General features: G+C 38.3%; 18 protein-coding genes. 11 read left to right on the top strand and 7 right to left on the bottom strand.

All coding sequences use genetic code 11. The annotated features are described in order from the left end of the window. Nucleotides 1-36: 36 nt before the first annotated feature. From FZF08_RS22395 to FZF08_RS22380, 4 genes are all read right to left on the bottom strand, one after another. Nucleotides 37-1,266 carry a M20/M25/M40 family metallo-hydrolase gene (locus tag FZF08_RS22395; protein ID WP_159473643.1) on the bottom strand — a complete coding sequence of 410 codons (1,230 nt, stop codon included), beginning with the start codon at nucleotides 1,264-1,266 and terminating at the stop codon, nucleotides 37-39. Between the two features lie 27 nt (nucleotides 1,267-1,293). Next, on the bottom strand, nucleotides 1,294-1,611 hold the full coding sequence (locus tag FZF08_RS22390) for a MerR family transcriptional regulator (protein ID WP_159473640.1): 318 nt from the start codon (nucleotides 1,609-1,611) through the stop codon (nucleotides 1,294-1,296). 316 nt (nucleotides 1,612-1,927) lie between these two features. Continuing rightward, nucleotides 1,928-4,222 carry an ATP-binding protein gene (locus FZF08_RS22385; RefSeq protein ID WP_159473638.1) on the bottom strand — a complete coding sequence of 765 codons (2,295 nt, stop codon included), beginning with the start codon at nucleotides 4,220-4,222 and terminating at the stop codon, nucleotides 1,928-1,930. Beyond that, nucleotides 4,212-4,841, bottom strand: a complete 630-nt coding sequence (locus tag FZF08_RS22380) for a biliverdin-producing heme oxygenase (protein WP_159473635.1) — start codon at nucleotides 4,839-4,841, stop codon at nucleotides 4,212-4,214. Before FZF08_RS22380 ends, FZF08_RS22385 begins: the two co-directional genes overlap by 11 nt. A 424-nt stretch (nucleotides 4,842-5,265) precedes the next feature. On the opposite strand from FZF08_RS22380, the gene FZF08_RS22375 reads away from it, so the two are divergent. Continuing rightward, nucleotides 5,266-7,539 (top strand): cation:proton antiporter, encoded by a 2,274-nt coding sequence (locus FZF08_RS22375; protein ID WP_159473632.1) that lies wholly within the window; start codon nucleotides 5,266-5,268, stop codon nucleotides 7,537-7,539. Between the two features lie 115 nt (nucleotides 7,540-7,654). Continuing rightward, a complete protein-coding gene (locus FZF08_RS22370) occupies nucleotides 7,655-8,512 on the top strand; it encodes a dienelactone hydrolase family protein (RefSeq protein ID WP_159473629.1) in 858 nt (285 codons plus the stop codon). Between the two features lie 56 nt (nucleotides 8,513-8,568). Here FZF08_RS22370 and FZF08_RS22365 read toward each other — a convergent pair whose 3' ends face one another. Beyond that, a complete protein-coding gene (locus tag FZF08_RS22365) occupies nucleotides 8,569-10,710 on the bottom strand; it encodes a right-handed parallel beta-helix repeat-containing protein (RefSeq protein WP_159473626.1) in 2,142 nt (713 codons plus the stop codon). 184 nt (nucleotides 10,711-10,894) lie between these two features. On the opposite strand from FZF08_RS22365, the gene FZF08_RS22360 reads away from it, so the two are divergent. Next, nucleotides 10,895-11,959: an NADH:flavin oxidoreductase/NADH oxidase gene (locus FZF08_RS22360; RefSeq protein ID WP_159473623.1), complete on the top strand. Its 1,065-nt coding sequence runs from the start codon at nucleotides 10,895-10,897 to the stop codon at nucleotides 11,957-11,959. A gap of 37 nt (nucleotides 11,960-11,996) precedes the next feature. On the opposite strand, the gene FZF08_RS22355 is transcribed toward FZF08_RS22360, so the two are convergent. After that, nucleotides 11,997-12,191, bottom strand: a complete 195-nt coding sequence (locus tag FZF08_RS22355) for a hypothetical protein (protein WP_159473620.1) — start codon at nucleotides 12,189-12,191, stop codon at nucleotides 11,997-11,999. 188 nt (nucleotides 12,192-12,379) lie between these two features. Here FZF08_RS22355 and FZF08_RS22350 point away from each other — a divergent pair, with 188 nt between their 5' ends. Beyond that, complete coding sequence (locus FZF08_RS22350) at nucleotides 12,380-12,553, top strand: hypothetical protein (RefSeq protein WP_159473617.1); 174 nt, start codon at nucleotides 12,380-12,382, stop codon at nucleotides 12,551-12,553. Here the strand turns inward: FZF08_RS22350 and FZF08_RS22345 are convergent, their stop codons facing one another. Then, complete coding sequence (locus tag FZF08_RS22345) at nucleotides 12,554-13,021, bottom strand: response regulator (protein WP_159473614.1); 468 nt, start codon at nucleotides 13,019-13,021, stop codon at nucleotides 12,554-12,556. It lies immediately after the preceding gene. A gap of 367 nt (nucleotides 13,022-13,388) precedes the next feature. On the opposite strand from FZF08_RS22345, the gene FZF08_RS22340 reads away from it, so the two are divergent. The 7 genes from FZF08_RS22340 (at nucleotide 13,389) to FZF08_RS31605 (ending at nucleotide 20,847) form a co-directional block, all read left to right on the top strand. After that, nucleotides 13,389-15,677, top strand: a complete 2,289-nt coding sequence (locus tag FZF08_RS22340; protein ID WP_159473611.1) for an Rv1355c family protein — start codon at nucleotides 13,389-13,391, stop codon at nucleotides 15,675-15,677. Next, entirely contained in the window at nucleotides 15,674-16,381 is a 708-nt protein-coding gene (locus FZF08_RS22335; RefSeq protein WP_159473608.1) for a hypothetical protein, read from the top strand. The genes FZF08_RS22340 and FZF08_RS22335 overlap by 4 nt, the downstream gene beginning before the upstream one ends. 50 nt (nucleotides 16,382-16,431) lie before the next feature. Further along, nucleotides 16,432-18,579: a 7TM diverse intracellular signaling domain-containing protein gene (locus tag FZF08_RS22330; RefSeq protein WP_159473605.1), complete on the top strand. Its 2,148-nt coding sequence runs from the start codon at nucleotides 16,432-16,434 to the stop codon at nucleotides 18,577-18,579. 9 nt (nucleotides 18,580-18,588) lie between these two features. After that, nucleotides 18,589-19,680 carry a hybrid sensor histidine kinase/response regulator gene (locus FZF08_RS22325; RefSeq protein ID WP_159473602.1) on the top strand — a complete coding sequence of 364 codons (1,092 nt, stop codon included), beginning with the start codon at nucleotides 18,589-18,591 and terminating at the stop codon, nucleotides 19,678-19,680. Between the two features lie 5 nt (nucleotides 19,681-19,685). Next, complete coding sequence (locus FZF08_RS22320) at nucleotides 19,686-20,075, top strand: two-component system response regulator (RefSeq protein WP_159473599.1); 390 nt, start codon at nucleotides 19,686-19,688, stop codon at nucleotides 20,073-20,075. Nucleotides 20,076-20,344: 269 nt separating this feature from the next. Next, complete coding sequence (locus FZF08_RS22315) at nucleotides 20,345-20,563, top strand: hypothetical protein (protein WP_159473596.1); 219 nt, start codon at nucleotides 20,345-20,347, stop codon at nucleotides 20,561-20,563. A gap of 140 nt (nucleotides 20,564-20,703) precedes the next feature. Then, the gene (locus FZF08_RS31605; protein WP_200837152.1) at nucleotides 20,704-20,847 is read left to right on the top strand and encodes a hypothetical protein; all 144 of its coding nucleotides are present in this window, start codon (nucleotides 20,704-20,706) and stop codon (nucleotides 20,845-20,847) included. Nucleotides 20,848-20,986 lie beyond the last annotated feature (139 nt).

Genomic DNA, 20,986 nt, shown 5'->3' with positions numbered 1-20,986 from the left:
TTAATCCCACAAATCAAGAAAATCCCAAAATCAGGATCAAAATGTGACTTTGACCACCTTCGTTTCCTTTCCACGCAAAAATTCCGCTTCTACCTGCTGGCCTTTTTCATGCTCTCCGAGCACATCCATATAATCATAAATGGTATTAATCGTTTTGCCGGCCAATTTGGTGATGACATCACCAGCCTGGATTCCCGCAATTTCTGCCGGACGTGCTTTTGAAACGGCATCAATTTTCAATCCTTTTCCGGAAAAACTGTAATCCGGCATCACACCTAAGGTTACTTTAAAATTGGAAGTTGTAGCTCCTGCATGCGGATTTCCTGCTGTTAAAAATCCCGGATCCTGTTTTTCATTATCCAGTTTTTCCAAAACACCGGCAATCAGTTTCAGGATATTGGCTTCTCCTTCTGCGTTAATTTTATCAGAATCATCGCTCGTTTTGTGATAATCGCTGTGTGTGCCGGTAAAAAATTGAAGTACCGGAATATCTTTCAAATAAAAGGAAGTGTGATCAGAAGCACCCACGCCTGACGAATCGATCGTGTATTTCATATTTTGTTTTTTGGCAAGATCCGGAATGATCTCCCCCCACGCTGGACTCGTTCCCCAACCCGAAATGATCAAACCTTTGTCCGCATTATAACGCCCGATCATATCCATATTGATCATCGCCGATATCGATTTAAGTGGAATGGTCGGCGATTCCGTGTAATATTTAGAACCTAAAAGTCCGAGTTCTTCACCCGAAAAACCGATAAAAAGAAAGTTATGTTTTTCTTTTACCGCATTTCCTGCAAAATATTTCGCCAGTTCAATAACGCCCGCTGTTCCCGATGCATTATCATCAGCCCCATTGTGGATCAAATTTTTACTATCCGGAGATAGTGATCCGCTTTGATACCCTTTCCCCAAATGGTCATAATGCCCGCCAACCACGATGGTTTTTTCTGCGCCATTATCCAGAAAACCAACCACATTCCGGGCAGTCATTTGGTGTGGAAAACCATCGATACCAATGGTTACCTGAAACGGTTGAAAATAAGTACCGTTCGTTCCGGCAGCTTTCAATCCTGCATTTTTAAATATTTCAGCCAGATAATTGGCCGCTTTTATTTCTCCCAAAGTCGCCGTTCCTCTTCCTTCAAAAGCATCGGATGCCAAAAGGTCAACATGCTTTTTAATATCAAATGCACTAAAAGTCTGTGCAACACTCCTTTCACGCGAAGCGATAAAAAGTATCAGTAAAACAAATATTTTTTTCATCTCAATATAAAAGACCATTAGTAAAATTTAAAGATTATCCCGCAATTCTGCCAGAAATTGTCTTACCCGGCTAAGTTTGTAAATCATCATCTGCGCGTCTTCTTTTCGTCTCAATTGTTCCCTCGCACCTTTTATCGTCCTGCCCTGCTTTCCGGTCTGGTGCATTATTTTTTTTACTATTTCAATATCCGTTTCTGTATATCGCCTTCGATTCCGTGCATCGCGTTTGGGATTGAGCTGGGGAAATTTGGTTTCCCAAAAACGTAAAGCAGAAGCTTCACAGCCCACTATTTCAGCTACTTCGTTGGTATCATAATAAAGTTTGGTATTCGTTTTTGCGTCCATAATCAGAGTCTGAGGTTATAGCTGGCTAAGTTAGTTTATTATAATAGTTCTAAACAAATTACGCAAGGCAATTAGATTAATTATTTGGAGCTAACTTGGAGTCTTGCTTGTTTTAGTAAAAAGATTTTGCCTTATATTTTGTTGAAATCAATCTATTAACGTTCAGTTCTTTGGCTGAAAGAAAAATTTTTAATAGAATAATCCATAAACCAGTTCAGAAAGACCGACTGGAAAGGGACGTTATCAAAGCTTCAAAACGCTTAGAAAAAAGGAAAATTTACAAACAATTGTGGAAGCGGAATTTTATGACAAAAAATCAAATTACTTCTTCTTTTGGAAAAAAAATTGTGAATCTGGCACCTTTTCCTAATTCCGAATCAGCTTTGATAAAACCGGAATGATTTTCCATGATTTTCTTACAAATAGCAAGTCCAATTCCGGTTCCTGGATATTTATGATTTGGGTGAAGCCGCTGAAAAACATCAAAAATCCGGTTTTCATATTCTTTTTCAAAACCTATTCCGTTATCCTGAACAGAAATGGCATGATATTCTTCTTTATCATGCTGTCCGGAAATTCTCTCCGGGATCTCCGTTTTCACCTCAATATTAATAATCGGATCAAGCTGATCCTGCGAGAATTTAATTGCGTTACTAAGCAGATTGATGAATAACTGATGGATTTGGAATGGAATGATATTTAAAACAGGTAAGTCGCCAAAGGTAATAATACCATTTTTTTCCCTAACAATTTCCGATAATTCTTGTACAACGTTATTGAGAACGTTATTCAAATCTACCCTTTCGTAGACTTTTTCCGTATTTCCGGTCCTTGAATAAGCCAGAATATCCTCAATCAAAACCTGCATTTTTTCGGCTGCAAAACGCATTCTTTCAACGGAGTCCTTAACCTGTGCAGATAAATCAGGATTTTCTTTGTCAAGCACTTTTGAAGCAAATATCTGTATTTTCCGTAATGGTTCTTGTAGGTCGTGCGTACTGATCCAGTTCAGATTGGCCAGCTCCTTATTGGCCGCTTTAAGTTCTTCGTTCAGCAACCGGTGTTTATTTTCCTGGCTTTTAACGTATCGTAGGTTAATGTGCTTTTGAAGCGCATAAGCAAAGCTAGACGAGGAATTTACTTCAGAAATTCTCCATTTCAAACTTTTATTTCTAACTTCTTCAAGCCAGAGTTCAAATGATTTACGAGGCGAAAGCGTGACAGCTCCGGCTTCATTGTGGACCACTGCTTTATGCGGATTTCCTGCCCAGTTGATTGTTTCACGGCGCTCCTCACGCATCCAGAGCACACCATCCGGAGTTCCGCCAGCTAGCGAATGATAAATAATTCCTGCCGCATGTTTCGATAGATTTTCATCTTCGGAAAATATGGTTATCAATTGTTCAGTATGCATGCCTGCATTGGGATAATGCCGTGCTAGCTTTTTAAATAACGGAATCAGATCGCCATCCTCCGGTACATTCCCGTTTTTATAAATTTTCCCTTTGTTATAAATCACAAATCCCGTTGCATTCGCCAACTTTAACAAACACGGGGATTTGTAAAATTCTTCAATAAAATCCTCGTTTTTATGAAGAATCGTTAAAGATTCCAAAAGTGCTTTGTCTGCCGCCTGTGCGATTTCAAACTCTTCGGCTACTTCTCTCACAGCAATTTGAGAAGTAAGAAAGTGACCTTGTAACAAAGCAGACAATCTGGTATAATGCGGTAATAGTTTTGATGAATAATGATGGCAGGCGATTAGGCCCCACAACTTATTGTTTTTCAAAAGTGAGACGGTCAACGTTGCTCCCACGCCCATGTTTTTTAAATATTCCACATGGATCGGTGAAACACTTCTTAATATCGAAAGGCTCAAATCGAGCGATTTGTTGCTCTTTTCGGCCGAATCGTTTAACGTAAACAGTGGAACCGGCGTGTAACTTATATCCGTTATCACCCTAAGCGGATTGCGGATATACAGCTCTCGCGCTTGTACCGGAATATCGGTATGCGGGTATTTTTGTCCTGCCAAAGAATCAAGATTTTCAATTTTACTTTCCGCAATTACTTCACCATTATAATCCTCATCAAAACGGTAGATCATCACCCGGTCGTAACCTGTAATGGCTCTGGTTTCATTCGCTATATCCTGTGAAAGTTCAGGCAGATAACTGTGTTTTTCCATCAGCGAAACAAAACTTCTGGTCTGATTGTAAAGATCCGGCAAGCTCAGGGTTCCATCAAAAAAAGGTTCAAATTCAAGCACTAAGGTTTTTCCACTCAGATGTACAGAAGTATTATACTGCATCTCATTGTAGACAAAAACAAAAGGCGTAGTCTGGCTATCTTTATTATAATCCCGGTAAATACAAAACCTGTCAGACTGTTCTTTCTGAAAAATATCTTCCAAAGTTTTCCCCAGAACCTGTTCAGGCGTTAAATTGATATAATCAACACAATTGGCACTGCAAAAATCAATTACCTGGTCTTCATTTCTTAACCCTAACAAAAACCCGTGCGGTTGAATGCTCCCGGGAATATGAATCGGTTCACTTTCACAATTTGTCAGGTTTACAACGTCCCGGTTAACAATATCTTTAATATTCATTCCAACAGTTTATTTCCGTTTCATTGAGCCAGTGAGCGATTAAATTAAATGTAGAAACCGCACTGAAAATAATTTCCTCTTCACAATTTTCCTCTACAGCATACTGAGCAAGTGTGGTAATAAAACTTTTCCATAACAAACCAGTTTGCTGCCCATAACCATAAAAATAGGATGCACCATTTTGTTCATTAAGTCCAAGAACCTGATTCATATGTTTGTAAAGAATTTTCCCACCCAAGGTAGACCCTTCAATAACATACATTGCGCCTAAGGCATCTGAAACACTTAATTTATTGAACTTAAAAACGGGTATAGACGTGACTTGATCTATAGAAAACCCGGTTTTCAGTAAATCATCCAGCATCAAACGCGACTTGAACCTTTCACCCATATCCGTCAGAATCGAAGCAATAACTGGAAAAATGTCATTTTCGCAAGCTTTGATGACACCATACAATTTAGCAATATATAGCTGATAATCAGAAAGCTTAACCTCTGGACCTAAAATAGCTTTGGAAAACCGATTTTCTTCCAGATTAACATGACTTTCACTCGTTTTCTGACGAAGATCTTTTAAAAATAATTCTTGTTTCTCTCTGGAAACAACTGATTCATTCATGCCTGCTTATCGTGATTTATTTTTTTAATAAAAACTGTTCCATGCGCTTGAAAGAAATACGGAAGGCAGATGAGATTATTCCAATCTAATTGTAAAAGGATAAACTTTCAAAGCGCTCATCAAGAAGTGTATTTTACTATTTTTTGAAAAGTAAAATAAATTAATCCTATACTATTTTCTTGAAGTTACATATTAAAAAATCAGTATGCTGATTTAATTATTGCATTCAAATATATTCCCTTTCCTTTTTCAGGAAATGAATTTATATAAACGTTTCATAAAGGTAATTCACATTGGTTAGATATTAGTTGCCTCTTAGTTTCCACAGTTGCATATTGGCAGCTGGAACCGCTAAATTTGCCTTCATTGTCGGAAATAAAATACAAGACTACACTCCTAAACCATTAAAATAAAACGCTACCGAATGAAGAATATACGAAATCTTATTTTCTATGCCCTTACAATTTGTATTTTTTCCGGCCTGATGTATTTTCTGATCCTGAAAGGTCATTTACTAGAAATTAATAAGGTGACGATCACAAAAGAGCCTGTAACTACTTCTTCATGGTTTCAGTTTATTGACACTTATAAACAAAATATAACTAGCCCCCTGGCCATCCTGCTTTTGCAGATCATTACGATTATCCTGGTAGCCAGAGCTTTCGGTTATCTTTGTAAAAAAATCAAACAACCTACTGTAATCGGCGAAATTGCTGCGGGAATTTTCCTCGGGCCGTCGTTCGTCGGTATGTATTACCCCGAGTTTTCCAACTTTATTTTTCCTGTCAAGTCGTTACCAAATCTTCAATTTCTAAGTCAGATCGGGCTGATATTATTCATGTTTGTGATTGGAATGGAACTGGATCTTAAAGTATTGAAAAACAAAGCGCAGGAAGCTGTCGTTGTGAGCCACGCCAGTATTATTTTTCCTTTTTCGCTTGGGATAGGACTTGCGTTTTTTATATATGAGCGTTTTGCTCCTGCGGAAGTCAGTTTTTTATCTTTCTCACTTTTCACAGGTATTGCATTAAGTATCACCGCATTTCCCGTTCTGGCGCGTATTGTTCAGGAAAGAGGTTTGTCAAAAACCAGGCTTGGAGCCATGGCCATTACCTGTGCCGCAACGGACGATATTACGGCCTGGTGTATTTTAGCCGCGGTGATTGCCATGGTAAAAGCAGGTTCGTTTGTCAGTTCCATATACACCATGCTGCTGGCGGCAGCCTATGTGCTTGTCATGCTTAAACTGGTAAGGCCATTTCTTAAAAAACTAGGTGATATTTATTCCACCAAAGAAGGATTGACAAAACCGGTTGTGGCGGTTTTTTTTATCATTCTTTTGATATCTTCCTATGCCACTGAAATTATCGGAATTCATGCACTTTTCGGTGCGTTTATGGCTGGCGTGATCATGCCGGCCAACCTTAATTTCAGGAATATTTTTATTGAAAAAGTCGAAGACGTAGCACTCGTTTTGTTACTTCCGCTGTTTTTTGTTTTTACCGGTTTAAGAACCCAGATTGGTCTGCTGAATGATCTGTATTTATGGCAAATTACGGGATTGATTATCGCTGTGGCCGTCATCGGAAAGTTTGCAGGAAGTTCGCTCGCCGCAAAATTTGTAGGGCAAAACTGGCGTGACAGTCTTATTATCGGCGCTTTGATGAACACACGGGGACTGATGGAACTGGTGGTGCTCAATATTGGCTACGATCTGGGCATACTGACACCTGAAATATTTGCGATGATGGTGATCATGGCATTAGTAACGACCTGTATGACTGGCCCCGCATTGGATATGATCAACCGCCATTTTCCCGAAAAAAATGTGGACTTGACTAAATCAGCAATAGAAACCGGAAAATATACGATCCTGCTTTCGTTCAGAAGTCCAGAGCGAGGACAAACGATGCTCCGCCTTGCAAATAGTTTCGTAAAAAAAGCTACTTCAAATTCAGTTATAACTGCCCTTCATTTATCTCCAAGTAACGATTTGAACCAGTTTAATTCGGAAGAATATGAACAGGAAAGTTTTGCGCCGATCCATCAGGAAGCGAAAAAACTAAATCTTCCTGTTGTTACTTTATTCAAACCTTCTCAAAATATTGACCGAGATATCATCGAAACGGCAAATCTCGGAAACTTTGATTTATTGTTAATTGGTATTGGTCGTTCAGTTTTTGAGGGGACAATTCTGGGAAAAGTTTTAGGGTTTACTACCAAAATTATCAGCCCCGAGAGACTTTATGATACCATTACCGGAAAAGAAAAAATTTTCGATGACAGCATTTTTGATGACCGTACCAAACATATTATTAAAGCTGTCAAAGGTCCGGTTGGGGTTTTGGTTGAAAAAAATCTGACCAAAATTGAAAATGTTTTCATTCCGATATTTTCTTTGATTGACAGTTTCCTTTTGGTTTTTGCTCAAAAACTGATTCATCACAGCGATGTCCATATAATTATTCTGGATGTCAGCGGTGTTATTCGACAAAATCCCGAATTAAAGGAAACCATTTCAGCAATTGAACAGATCACCCTGAATCACATCGCTTTATATCATGATAAAAAAATTGAAAAGGAATTTCTGGAAAAACAGGATCTTATGCTGATCAGTCTGGATAGTTGGAAAAAAGCAGTGGAAACGCATAGTCTGTGGCTTTCAAATTCTCCGAGTGTTCTGATGATCCGTTCGTAAAATGATTTTCACTTATTGAGAAACCCCGAATTATTTTCACTATTCCGGGCAAAATTATTGCTAAAAGGTGTAATGTTTCCCTAAATTTACTTTTCAAACTAATCCCGAAAAATCAATGGATCAGCGCATTATTAATCTTTTTGACGAGTACACGCATAAACCGCTAACACGGGATAATTTCTTAAAAAGACTGGCTCAACTGGCCGGAAGCACCTCCGCTGCACTTGCTCTGCTTCCGCTACTGGAAGTGAATTACGCCAATGCGGCGACGGTTGCTGAAAATGATGACGATATTATTACCGAAGACATTCATTACGATGGCGACGGATCCACGATGGGCGGCTATTTGGCAAGACCGAAAAAAGCAGGAAAATATGGGTCAGTTTTGGTCATTCATGAAAACCGGGGACTGAATCCACATACCAAAGATATTGCGCGACGTATTGCCAAAGCAGGATATGTAGCATTGGCGGCTGATGCGCTGGCACCTTTTGGAGGAACGCCGGATAATGAAGACGAAGCGAGGGCCGCTTTTGCCAAAATTGATGCAGCAAAGAATCTCAATAATTTCCTAAAAGGACTGGATTATCTCAAAGGCAGACCGGACAGTAATGGCAAAACAGGCTGTGTGGGATTTTGCTGGGGCGGCGGATTGGCAAATCAGCTGGCTGTAAATTCACCCACTTTGAAAGTTGCCGTTGCCTATTATGGACGCCAGCCTGAAGCGGCGGATGTTCCTAAAATCAAATCTTTTGTTCAATTACATTACGGAGGTTTGGATGAAAGAGTGAATGCAGGAATTCCGGCTTATGAAGAAGCCCTGAAAGCAGCCGGAGTGAAATATGAGTTGTACGTTTACGAAGGCGCGCAACATGCTTTCCTGAACGACACAGCCCCGACGCGCTACAATCCCGAAGCCGCAAAACTTGCCTGGGAAAGAACGATGAAAATATTCAAAGAAAAAATCGCCTGAGGAAAGCAGTATTAAATGAAAAATCCTGTTTGAAAGGAATTTCAAACAGGATTTTTTTATTGATAATTTTTAAGGATTCCGATTTTCTCAACGGGTAAAACCTGCCAGCCTTCCGGAACGGCGAGCTGTGTATCATCAGGAATAAAATGCCGGCTGTCCATCATTTTCCAGTTGTAAGGATACACATCACTTACCTTATTATTTTCCGACCAGATAAACCAGCTATCCTCACCCTTTCTTGTTGTTGTAATTCTGACAAAAATGTTGTTGTCAAAAACCAGCCTTTTTGGAATAGCCGGGTTGTCTTTCCAGTAATTCACCAGTTCCGGATATCTCACTGAGTAAGGCTGCTGATCGAATTTAACTGCTTTAAGGCGTTTATCAATCACACCATCTTTGTCAAGAGAATTTTTAGACCAGTTTTGAAAACGGTTGTCAACATGAATCCCCAAGGGGCTGTCTATGAACAAATTATTCTTATAAGAAATATCCTGTCCGCCGCCGATCAGAACTGGAATGGTACCAGCTTTAAAAAATATATTTCCAAAAACTTCCATTCCGCAGGCTCCGTCATCATGATAGATAGCCGTTGTTCTATTTGAATTTCCAAGGTGGTGGAAATAATTAAATCTTACTTTGTGGCCTCTTTCAGAAGCATCTCTTCCATAGTAAAATGCGCCTTGGTCATCCACTTCCCGGCAAACATCATAAATGGTAGAATATTCCAAAATGTGGTCATTCCCGTGTAATAAAATGGCCATGCTTGGCGCATTGTAGATTTCACAATTAGCAATTTTATTCCCGACCCCATCGATATTAATCGCCGGGCGATATGATTTTTCAATTCGGTTAAAATCATGGATACGGCAATTTTCAACACTGTTTCCCGCCGGTGTCAATGTTAACCTGTCTCCTCCGCCCAGACTAATTCCCCCTGCCCCGGTGTTGTAAATATGACAATTTACGACCCTGTTATTTCTCCCTCCCTGTCGGTTAAAAGTAGTATTTTCATATTGGTGCTGATCCAGACTGCCTAAAACACGGGAAGATTCCTCGCCGCTTCCTTCATGTTTTTGGGTTTTAAAAGGCATTATCCCCTTGCCAATACTTATCGCCAAAGATCCCAGGTTCCGGAAAACGCAGTTTGAAATTATACAGGATTCAGACCGTTCCAGATAAACGGCCATTCCCCGGGAAACTTCGAAAGAAATGTTTTTGATAGATATATTTTGTGACCCTTCAAGCGCAATTAACGGATCTTGCAGCATGGACAAATCCAGCTTTGTAACAATAGTTGGCAGATAAAAAAACAATAGTCCTCTTTCACGGTCAAGATAATATTCGCCGTCACGGTCTATTTCCTCCGGGATATTGTACGCATACCAGCGGTTCCAGTTTTTCCCTGAATTAAATCCATAAATATGAGGCTGAACGGTTGTAAAAGTTTTAGCGGCAGTATCCATTACAGCCAGTTGAACGGCATCTTCGGCATATCCATAATTGAAATAACCAGATATCCAGATATCTTTTGATTTTTTCCAGCCCGCCGGACGGTCCGTACCGTAAACAAATTTGCCTCCGCGGTTGCTATTGTCACCGTCTCTCGGAACCGAGCCTTTGTCAATAACCTGACCCATTGCAACGGTCGAATCATTTGGCCACCTGGCCAATTGTCCGGGTTTGTCATTGATAAACAACTCCATCCAGGATGGTAGGTATGGCCTCGAAAATCCAACGCTATGCAATTGCCCATAATCGGTAATATTCAGTTCACGAAGGTTGAGGACACCAATTTTTTTTCTGGCATTCTCGACAAATTCAGTGGCATATGCTGTTTGATCCAACCGTTTTACTTTACTGGGATTAATGGATATCCCGCCCGAAAAAATTACCGGCTCATTTTGAAAAGGAATTAGCACAATATTTTTATCACCAACGCCGAATTCGAGCGTATTTTTAAAAACATAAGTTCCGCCTCTCAGATAAATAATCGTTGGCTCAGATTTACCTGACAACTTCCTGGCAGCATCCCTAGCTTTTGCTATGGTACCAAACGGTTTTTCTTTGGTCCCCGGATAAGTATCATTTCCTTCCAAAGAGACAAAAAAGTTATCGGCTCCCTCACAAAAAGAAAAAGTCAAAACCAGAAAAAAAACAAATGCGATTTTATTGATGAACCTACTGAAACTTCTTTGCATAAACTGACTTTTTTGTCATGAAACGGTGTTAGGAAATTTATACCTGGCGATGTAAAATTCAACTTACTGAACCGTTTCTGCAACTTTAAATACTTTATTCTTTCGACTGGCCTGAAAATTTATGATTCGTATAATCATAAAACCAGTAACAGACTTCAATTAATAACTTTTCTAAAAAAAATATATGTCAAAGCTTTTTTCTCCTCTTGAAATTAAGAGCGTAAAATTTAAAAACAGAATCATTGTTTCACCGATGTGCCAGTACTCGTCTGTGGATGGATTTGCGACTGACTGGCACCTGGTACACCTGGGAAGTAGAGCCGTTGGCGGAGCTTCTCTGGTAATTTCAGAAGCAACAGCCGTATCACCGGAAGGGAGAATTTCTCCTGGTGATCTTGGAATCTGGAAGGACGAGCATATAGAAAAGCTTCAACAGATTACTACTTTTATCAAAGCCCAACACTGTGTAGCGGGTGTACAGTTGGCACATGCGGGCAGAAAAGCCAGCACTTCAGTGCCGTGGGAAGGAAAAGATAAAGTGAATATTGAAGATGGTGGCTGGACAACTTTCTCTGCTTCACCCATTGCATTTGCTGACAATTATCCAATGCCTGAGGAGCTCGATCAGCAGGGAATTGACAAAGTAATTGCTGATTTTAAAGCTGCGGCAAAACGGGCGTTAACCGCAGGATTTGAGGTTATAGAAATTCACGCCGCGCACGGTTATCTTGTGCATCAGTTTTTATCGCCATTAAGCAATAAGCGTACAGATGAATATGGCGGAAGTCTTGAAAACCGTATCCGATTATTGTTGTTAATCATTGAAGGAATAAAATCGGAATGGCCAGACCATTTACCGCTGTTCACCAGGATTTCAGCAACCGATTGGGCAGAAGGCGGATGGGATCTGGAAGAGTCTATAAAACTTGCAGCAATATTACAAGAAAAAGGAATTGATCTGATTGATGTTTCTACTGGTGGACTGGTCGCGCCTGTTAAAATACCTGTTGGCCCAGGTTATCAGCTTCCTTTTGCCTCTGCAATCAAAAAACAAACCGGTATTTTGACGGGAACTGTTGGGATGATAACGGATTCAGTCCAGGCTGAAACGATACTCGTCAATGGCGATGCCGACATGATTATAATGGCGAGAGAAATATTGCGTAATCCATATTTTCCTTTACTTGCAGCCGGAGAAGTACACGACCAAACGATTTGGCCGGTACAATACGAGCGTGCGAAACCTTAAAATAGAAATCCTGTCCGCGAGAACGGACAGGATTTAATCAATTATTTACATTCTTCTTAATCGTTGAATCACCTTTGGAGCTTTGGTCATTCTGATAATAGAGATATCCTTCTGTCTTGTTTTCTGTTGTTTTTACTTTCTTGTTTTTTTGTTCCATCTGATGGCTGCATGAAGTTAATAAAGTCACTGCCAGGAGCGAATTGATCAAAAAAACTGCGATTATCTTTTTCATGGTCGTATCCGTTAAGTTGATGAATGTCTACTTTGATTGTAGATTTATTAACCATTCACAAAAAAGATACCAGCCATGCAAGCTACTGAGGACTAGATTAATGGGGAATACTCTGCCCGAAAAGTATAGGTATAATTTTTTGCCTTATTCTGGAAAAACAAAATAATTATATTTCATCAATAAAGGATATGACCGAATTAATCACATTCATTCAGGTGCTTGGGAATCTATTTCTTGCCGCAGTAATTCTTTCAGCCTTGATTTTTACAACATTCTATTATGTTTTGGGCTATATGTTAAAAGAAATAAAACTAACACCATTTATAAGAAAGGGTGCTGGTTTCAGAAGAAAATCCTATTAATCAGGATATCAGTTTTTGCCTCAGTAAAAATTCTAGTTGGTTATTTGCATCAATCAGCTTCTCGAGTAACTCTCTGTTTTTTTCTCTCAAACTAAAAATTTCGTACGCATTTTTGATAATAATCCGCAACTGCTGCTCATCCCAGGGTTTATTCAAATAATAATATATGTGACCCTTATTAACGGCATCAATCACCGCGTTAATATCAGAATATCCGGTCAATAGTATACGGATTGGATCTGTATACTCTTTTAAAACTTCAATTAGAAAATCAACACCAGTCATTTCCGGCATTCTTTGATCGGTAATAATCACATGTACCCTATTGGATTTCAGCACTTCCAATCCCTCTTTTCCTGAGGTAACTGTTAGCACATTAAAATCTCTTCTGAAGGCTGCTTTAAAAGAATTTAAATTATTTAATTCATCATCCACATAGAGGATACTTATTTTCTCGGGGCTTTCCATTTCATTGATTGTAAACTCTGAACTAATCTTATAAATTCATGTTTCTAAAAATACTAGAATTATTTCAAAAAAGGTAATAATATATAACTCCAATTTTATTCTGTGCTTACAAATATATATGTTTGAACATAATTTAACATATTCTGAAAACAATAAGGTAGTTTAGATCGAAATTAACAATTTGAAAAATATTTGGACTTCATTTTCTTAATTTTATCAGACCAATCTCATTTAACTAATATGCTGAAGATAATTAAGTGAGATAAGTTATCAATTATTATCTTTCTTAGTGAATTATAAATAGATTGTAAAATTGAAACAAAATTTGGATGAATCCTGATTATACTAACAACTCAACGCCAGGACAATGGATAAAATAGAGTTCGCTCAAATTTTTTTGCCAGTCATTTTTAAACTTACCCAGAGTGCCGACAAAGAAAAATTTAACGAGATTATTTCTGATACAAACATTACAATTCTTGATTTATTTCGATCTCAAAAAGGAGAGCTTTACAAAATAAGAAGTCCTCAAAAAAGGGTAAACGCTGCTGATTGCCAATATTTATTTGAAGACTGGATAAAGAATAAAGTCCCTGATGAAGAAGGAGTTTGGGTATATTATCCCTGGGCAAAAAGAATTCTACACATTCTTGAAGAAGACGAGTTTATTGAAGTACGGACAAGCAGAAATAAACACAAAATTACCACAGGTGAACAAAATGCCCTTTTTAATAAAAAAATTGGTATTGTTGGGCTATCGGTTGGTAATGCCGTTGCGTTAACCCTAGCTACTGAACGTATTTGCGGACATATAAAACTTGCTGATTTTGATACGCTCGAACTGAGTAATATGAACCGGATCAAAACCGGTTTGCATAATATTGGCATAAATAAAGCGATTATCACAGCTCGTGAAATTGCTGAAATCGATCCTTTCATTAAAGTAGAATGTTATCTTGATGGAATTACTGAAGAAAATATCTCAGGATTTCTTACCGATAACGGAAATCTAAATCTTCTATTGGAGGAATGTGATGAGCTTGATATCAAGGTATTATGTAGGAACGAAGCAAAAAAACATGGAATTCCCGTTGTCATGGAAACCAGCGACAAAGGAATGCTGGATGTTGAGAGGTTCGATCTTGAACCCGATCGTCCAATTTTCCATGGACTGATTGGAAATATTGACCCTTCCAAACTAAAAAATCTTACCAACGAAGAAAAAGTACCGCTAATTATCCGGATTGTTGATGCAAAAAATAGCTCGCTTCGGGGAAGAGTTTCTTTGCTTGAGGTTGGACAATCCATCGGAACTTGGCCTCAGCTTGCGAGCGCCGTTACTCTTGGGGCGGGCGTAACAACGGATGTTGTTCGCCGGATTCTTTTAAATCAATTTCACGATTCCGGCCGTTATTATGTGGATTCAGAAGGATTGATCAGCAATAAAAATGTTAACGACAATCCTACGTTTAGTAACCCGTTTCCGCCATTTGACATAACTACTTCCAAAGAGATGGCTTCCCGGTTCGACGATCAACCCGCCAAGTATATACCTGATTTAAAGACAATTGAAAAGCTTGTAAAGGCCGCCTGCCAAGCACCTTCTACAGGAAATGACCAGCCATGGAAATGGCTTTATCAAAACGGAAAACTATTTCTATTCCATGATGAGCATAGAGCTTATTCATTCGGAAACTTTGACAATATAGCCTCCAATCTTTCCTTTGGGGCAGCATTTGAAAATCTGATTCTTAAAAGTAACGAAGCCGGCCTTTTTATAAAGAAAAATCTATATCCCATCGGCAGTTCTTCTCAGCTTGTTGCGGTTATTGAATTCAGTCAGACTAAAGAAGATGGATTTGAAAAAGTTTTTTCTCCTGAATCTGTCCACGTAATATATGACCGTACTACTAATCGGAATCCTTCTCAGCCTGTTGAAATTCCAGAGACAGAACTTAAATTACTCACCGAGGCAGCAGAAAGTGTTGATGGAGCCGAATTATTGATAATCCGGGACAAAGAGCAAATGCGCCAGATCGCCGAAATCATCGGAGGATGCGACCGGATCCGACTGCTAAATGAAGAGGGACATAAAGATTTTGTGTTCAGGGAAATGAAATGGACAAAAGAAGAAGCAGAGAAATCGGCCGATGGAATAGACGTTCAGACACTTGGAATGAGCCCTGCGCAACTAGCGGCTATGTCGCTGATTAAAGATCACAAAATTGCCCGCGTGTTGAAACAAATCGATGGCGGGCATGCACTGATAGACGTTAGCCGCAAATTGATTGAATCTGCATCTGCTCTTGGGATTATCACACTTCCTGAATACAATGCTGAAAACTTCTTCAACGGTGGTATTTCACTGGAACGCCTGTGGTTGAAAGCTGAACTTCTTGGTTATGCTATTCATCCGCTCATATCTCCTTTTTATCTTTTCCCAAGGATTGTACATGGCCAAAACGCCGGAGTTGATCAGAAGGAAAGTGAAAAGCTGCATGAACTTCGCCAGAAGTTTTTAAAACTGGTGCCCCTGAAAGATGATATGGCGGAAGTATTTATGTTTAAGATTGCAAAAGCTGAAGCGCCTACCGTCAAATCATTGAGATTACACTTACACGATACATTTTTTGCAGGTGACAAGACCAACAAATGATAGCGAGAATCAGAGCATACAGTGCACCGGAAGATATTGAAAATAACCTTCGATACATAGACGGACATAGAAAAGTACTCGAATCCTACGGAGTAAAACAAGTAACGTCTGCGAACCATATCTGGTTGCATGATCCCAATACTTATATGATCATTGTGGAATCGGAAGATGGCACAAAAATATATGGTGGGGGAAGAATACAGGTCCGGTCGGTAAATTTAAAAATGCCTATGGAGGACGCGATTGCAAAAATTGATGATTCAATATACTCCTATGTAGACAAGTTAGGAGAAATCAAAATTGCAGAATTTTGTGGCTTGTTCAATTCAAAGGAAGTGGCAGGTTACGGCATCGGCAGTATATTTCTTGGTCGGATAGGAGTAGCAATTTCCTCTCAGATCGGAGTAAAATATCTCATGGCTCTATGCTCACCGGCAACGCTCAGGAATTGTACACGGGTCGGTTTTGAGATTGTACGGGATCTTGGTAAAAATGGTACTTTTTATTATCCCAAAGAAGGCCTCATAGCAACAGCTTTGTTAATTAAGGATATTGATAATCTGCCTTTTGCAAATGATGAGGAACGGGAAAGAATTAATGATTTGCGCTTAAACCCTCTTCAACATACCCTTGAAACAGGTCCAAAAGGCGAGATGAATATTTTTTACGAGACAAAAATAAATCCGCTTTACCTTAATATTTAGAAAACAGAAGTGATCATTTTCAGTCCTTTGTCAAAAAATAATTATCTGCGATGAAATCGTTAAAATTACTACTTTTCTTTACTATACTATTTCCGTTTGCCAGGAGCTATGGAGAGGCTATAGACTTTTATGGAAAAAAAATAGTGATCGGAAAATTCATTGATATCTATGAAGATGAAAGAAACAAAAAAACTTTATCCGAACTTGATACCTCTCTGTTTGTAAAAAGCGATGTAGAAATTCCAAACTTAGGTTTAAGTAAATCTGCATTCTGGATAAAGTTGAAAATCAGGAATTATACAAGCGAAGAAAATATCCTGCTAGAACTGGCATCTCCGATGATCGATCTTTGCGATTTATATTCCGGTGAAACCAGAAAGTTATTGCAAAGTAATTCCGAAAATCTTCCATTCAGACAGAGAAAAATAAATGATCCTAATCTAGTTTTTGAGTTAAGAGTACCACAAGGACAAACAAAAACATTTTACCTTAAAATTCTGGCTTCTGAGCAGCTTATACTACCCCTTATTATCAATTCACCAAAAGAGTTCTATCAGGATTCTTTGAATGAAGAGATACTTGCCGGTATTCAAATTGGCATTCTGTTGGTGATGATCCTGTATAATCTGTTTATTTACTTTTCAGTAAAAGAAGAAAGTTACTTGTATTATGTACTTTACATTCTTTTTATTGGGTTAACACAACTTACATTAACAGGTTATACCTACAAATATCTTTGGCCGGATACGCCAGCATTTAACAATCTTGCTTATGTGATGTTTCCCGCCCTTGCCGGAATCTTTACGATTTTATTTATTAAAAAATTCCTGCATACCAGTGTCAAGTCTCCGATTTTGCATCATATGCTTACCATTGTAAGTTTCGGTTATTTGCTAGCACTGATTACCCGGGTTCTTGGATTTGACCTGATAAGTTTCCGGATTATTGACATTATGGCCCTTTCTGGTGCCATCGTTACGCTGATCACGGCAGCGAGACTTTCCTTCTTTGAAAATTACCGACCAGCTAAATTTTTCCTGACTGCGTGGCTGGTATTCCTGGTCGGACTTATACTATACATTGTGCGCAATCTCAATATGTTGCCGTATAATGATTTTACGAATTATAGCATGCAGGTCGGAACCGTTATAGAAGTTATCCTGCTTTCATTTGCCCTCGCTGACAAAATTAATATATTGAAAAAAGAACAGGAGCTTTCACAAGAGCAGGCTCTCAGGATCTCTCTGGAAAATGAAAAAATTATCCGGGAACAAAATATATCACTTGAAAAGAAAGTTGCGGAAAGAACGATAGAGTTAACACTGACGAATAAGGATCTAGAAGATACGCTTAACAAACTCAAAGATGCCCAATCACAATTGATCGAGTCTGAAAAAATGGCATCTCTCGGACAGCTCACGGCGGGGATTGCTCATGAGATCAACAACCCTATTAATTTTGTAAGTTCTAATATTCGTCCATTAAGAAGAGATATTGATGATGTATTGGAAATACTTACAGAATTTGATGAGATGCAACAAATTGATTCATTGGAAGGCGTTCATACCAAATTAAATCAAATTGAAAAGCTGAAACAAGAACTTGATCTGGACTATATTAAAACGGAAATCGGGATGCTGCTCACCGGTATGGAAGATGGCGCAAGACGAACCGTAGAAATTGTTAAGGGCCTGAAAATATTCTCAAGAGTAGATGAGTCAGACCTGAACTTTGTTAATTTAAACGAAGGAATTGAATCTACACTGGTAATTCTTAATTATCAGATGGGAACAAATCTTGAACTCAACAAAAATCTGGGAAGTATTCCAAACGTGGAGTGTTATGGCGGAAAAATGAATCAGGTATTTATGAATATACTTACCAATTCAATTTATGCCGTTCAAAAAGGTAACCTGACAAACAGGAAGCCTACCATATGGGTTACAACTTTTATGAAAGACAGTGAGCATGTAACAATTTCCATAAAAGATAACGGCTCCGGCATGAGTCCCGAAGTAAAATCAAAAATTTATAACCCTTTTTTCACTACCAAAGATGTAGGTGAAGGTACTGGTTTAGGTTTATCTATCGTTTTTAAAATTATTGAAGTACATTACGGCACAATTGAAGTAATTTCAGAAGTCGACCAAGGAACAGAATTTGTGATTACGCTCCCAATAACTAAAAAATTAGCCTAACCTGAATCAATGAATGACAAACTGATACGCATACTATATATAGACGATGAAGAACATAATCTGCAGTCGTTTAAGGCCTCATTCCGTAAACAGTACAACATCACCACAACTACATCAGCAGTTGAGGCTGAGGAGTTTATGGAACAGAATAATTTCCATGTAGTACTGGCCGATCAAAGAATGCCGGGCATGACCGGAACACAGTTTTTTGAAAAAATAAGAGTACGGTTTCCCGAGCCGATCAGGATTTTAATCACCGGACATACGGATATCAGCGCGGCAATTGATGCTATTAACAAAGGAGAAGTTTTCAGGTTTATTGATAAACCATGGGATTATACGTATGTAGAAAATGCAATAGCCCATGCATTTGAGATTTTTAATACCCGGGCTGAATTAAAACAGAGAAATCTTGATCTGGAAAAAGCTTACGAAGAGCTCGATAAATTTGTTTATAGTGCTTCTCATGATCTGCGTGCCCCATTGATGTCTGTTTTGGGCATTGTTAATCTGGCATTGATGGAGGAGAATGTCGAGTCTCAAAATGAATATCTGGATCTGATCAAGCAATCCATAAAAAAACTGGACACCTTTATTATCAACATCATAGATTATTACAAGAATGCCCGAGGTGTTGCCACCATGGCTCCGATTAATTTCGAAGAACTTGTTTATGATGTTACCGAAGCTATTAAATACCTGCCTGAATTTGAAAATATCGAAATGATCACAAACATTACACAAACCGGTGTTTTTGAGTCGGATGTAATGAAGATGAGAATCATATTTAATAACCTTATTACCAACGCTGTAAAATTCCAGGATCCTAAAAAGGAGAAATCGTTTATAAAACTGAGTATTCGCGCTACACCGGCCGGTACTTTAATTACTTTTGAAGACAATGGTCTGGGAATAAAAGAAGATGACCTTGAAAAAATATTTAAAATGTTTTATCGTGCCGGGGCAAGCAATAGTGGCTCTGGAATAGGTCTTTATATTGTGCATGAGGCGATTACTAAGCTGGAAGGAAAAATCAAGGTAACATCAACTTTGGGCGAAGGGAGTATTTTTGAAATAGAAATTCCTTCAATAAATAAATAGAAATTATGACTGCTCAATTTGATTTTATCTTAATTGATGATAGCGCCTTTGATTTATTTATTTATGAAAAACTAATAATTAAAAGTGGTATCGGCAATTCGGTACTACCATTCAATTCCGCGCAGGATGCTCTTGAATATTTGTCAAAAGAGGGTGAAACAATTCCCCAAACCGTCATTTTACTGGATTTGCAAATGCCGGGCATGAATGGATTTGAATTTATTGACGAGTTTGATCTGCTTCCCGAACAGATTAAGGATAAAATCCGTATATACATGTTATCGTCTACCATCGATACGCGGGATATCGACAAAGCCAAAGCCAGCATTTCTATTATTGATTTGTTATCAAAACCCTTAGAAATTGGTGTGCTAAAAACTATTCTGACATCCTGATTGAAGAATTATATTCCTTTTGTTATTTTAAGATGTCAGCTTCGATAAAGGATATCGCTACTCAGAAAATAAAAAGGTCTGCAACAAATTAAGTATCAGTCTGCTGACAGAAAAAAACGGATCAAAGGTTTTCTAATGTTGATTTTTTTTTAACAATATACAGTTTCTATATAATTGTTTTTATATTACCAAATTTGGTTACATTTTAGGTATGTTTTTATTAAAGTTAATAATTATTTAACTCAGACCTAAACAGCCTACCCCAGGAAATGAAAACAGACAGTAACACCCTGCGTGAAATTAAAAGACTACACGACGAATATGTAAAAGAAGTGGAATTTAGCGGAATTAAACCTTTGTCTATAGAAATATACAAATCTCATTCCAAAAACTTTGTTAGGTGGATTGACGGAGATTTTGTTCCAGGCGGAAAATTAAAAAAAATTCTCGAAGACAATTTACTTAAAGAACACAATCAAACGGTATAGATATAATACATTCATTTTTCCTGAAAGATCTCTGGATAAGCTTCTGCTGCCAGTAGAATAAATCGATTTCTTTATTTAGCTTTGAGACGAGGTTCTTCATTCTCTGGTTTTGCGTAAAAGTATTATTTAACAACAAGATTATGATTATTGCACTGCTTAATTTTTTTAAAGGTCGTTTTGATAAAGATTCAATTGAGGCAGCTAAGTCAAGCGAGAAACGTATGACACGCCAGGAAGCATTTCAGCAAATGAGAGAACTGGCTAAGAAATCAGGCAAAAAATAGTTATTAATGGTTAATGGTTAATTACAAGTCATTAGAACTCTATTTCTTCGAAATCAGCTTTGGGGTATCATCTTTTGGTATTCCCACCTAGCCATCCATTATCTGTTAATTCTTGTCTATAAACAGGCTCCGCTTTCCA

The organism is Dyadobacter sp. 3J3 (assembly GCF_009801115.1).
Classification (GTDB): Bacteria; Bacteroidota; Bacteroidia; order Cytophagales; family Spirosomataceae; genus Dyadobacter.
The sequence above is the reverse complement of the archived record's forward strand: the minus strand, read 5'-3'. Positions and strand labels throughout refer to the sequence as shown.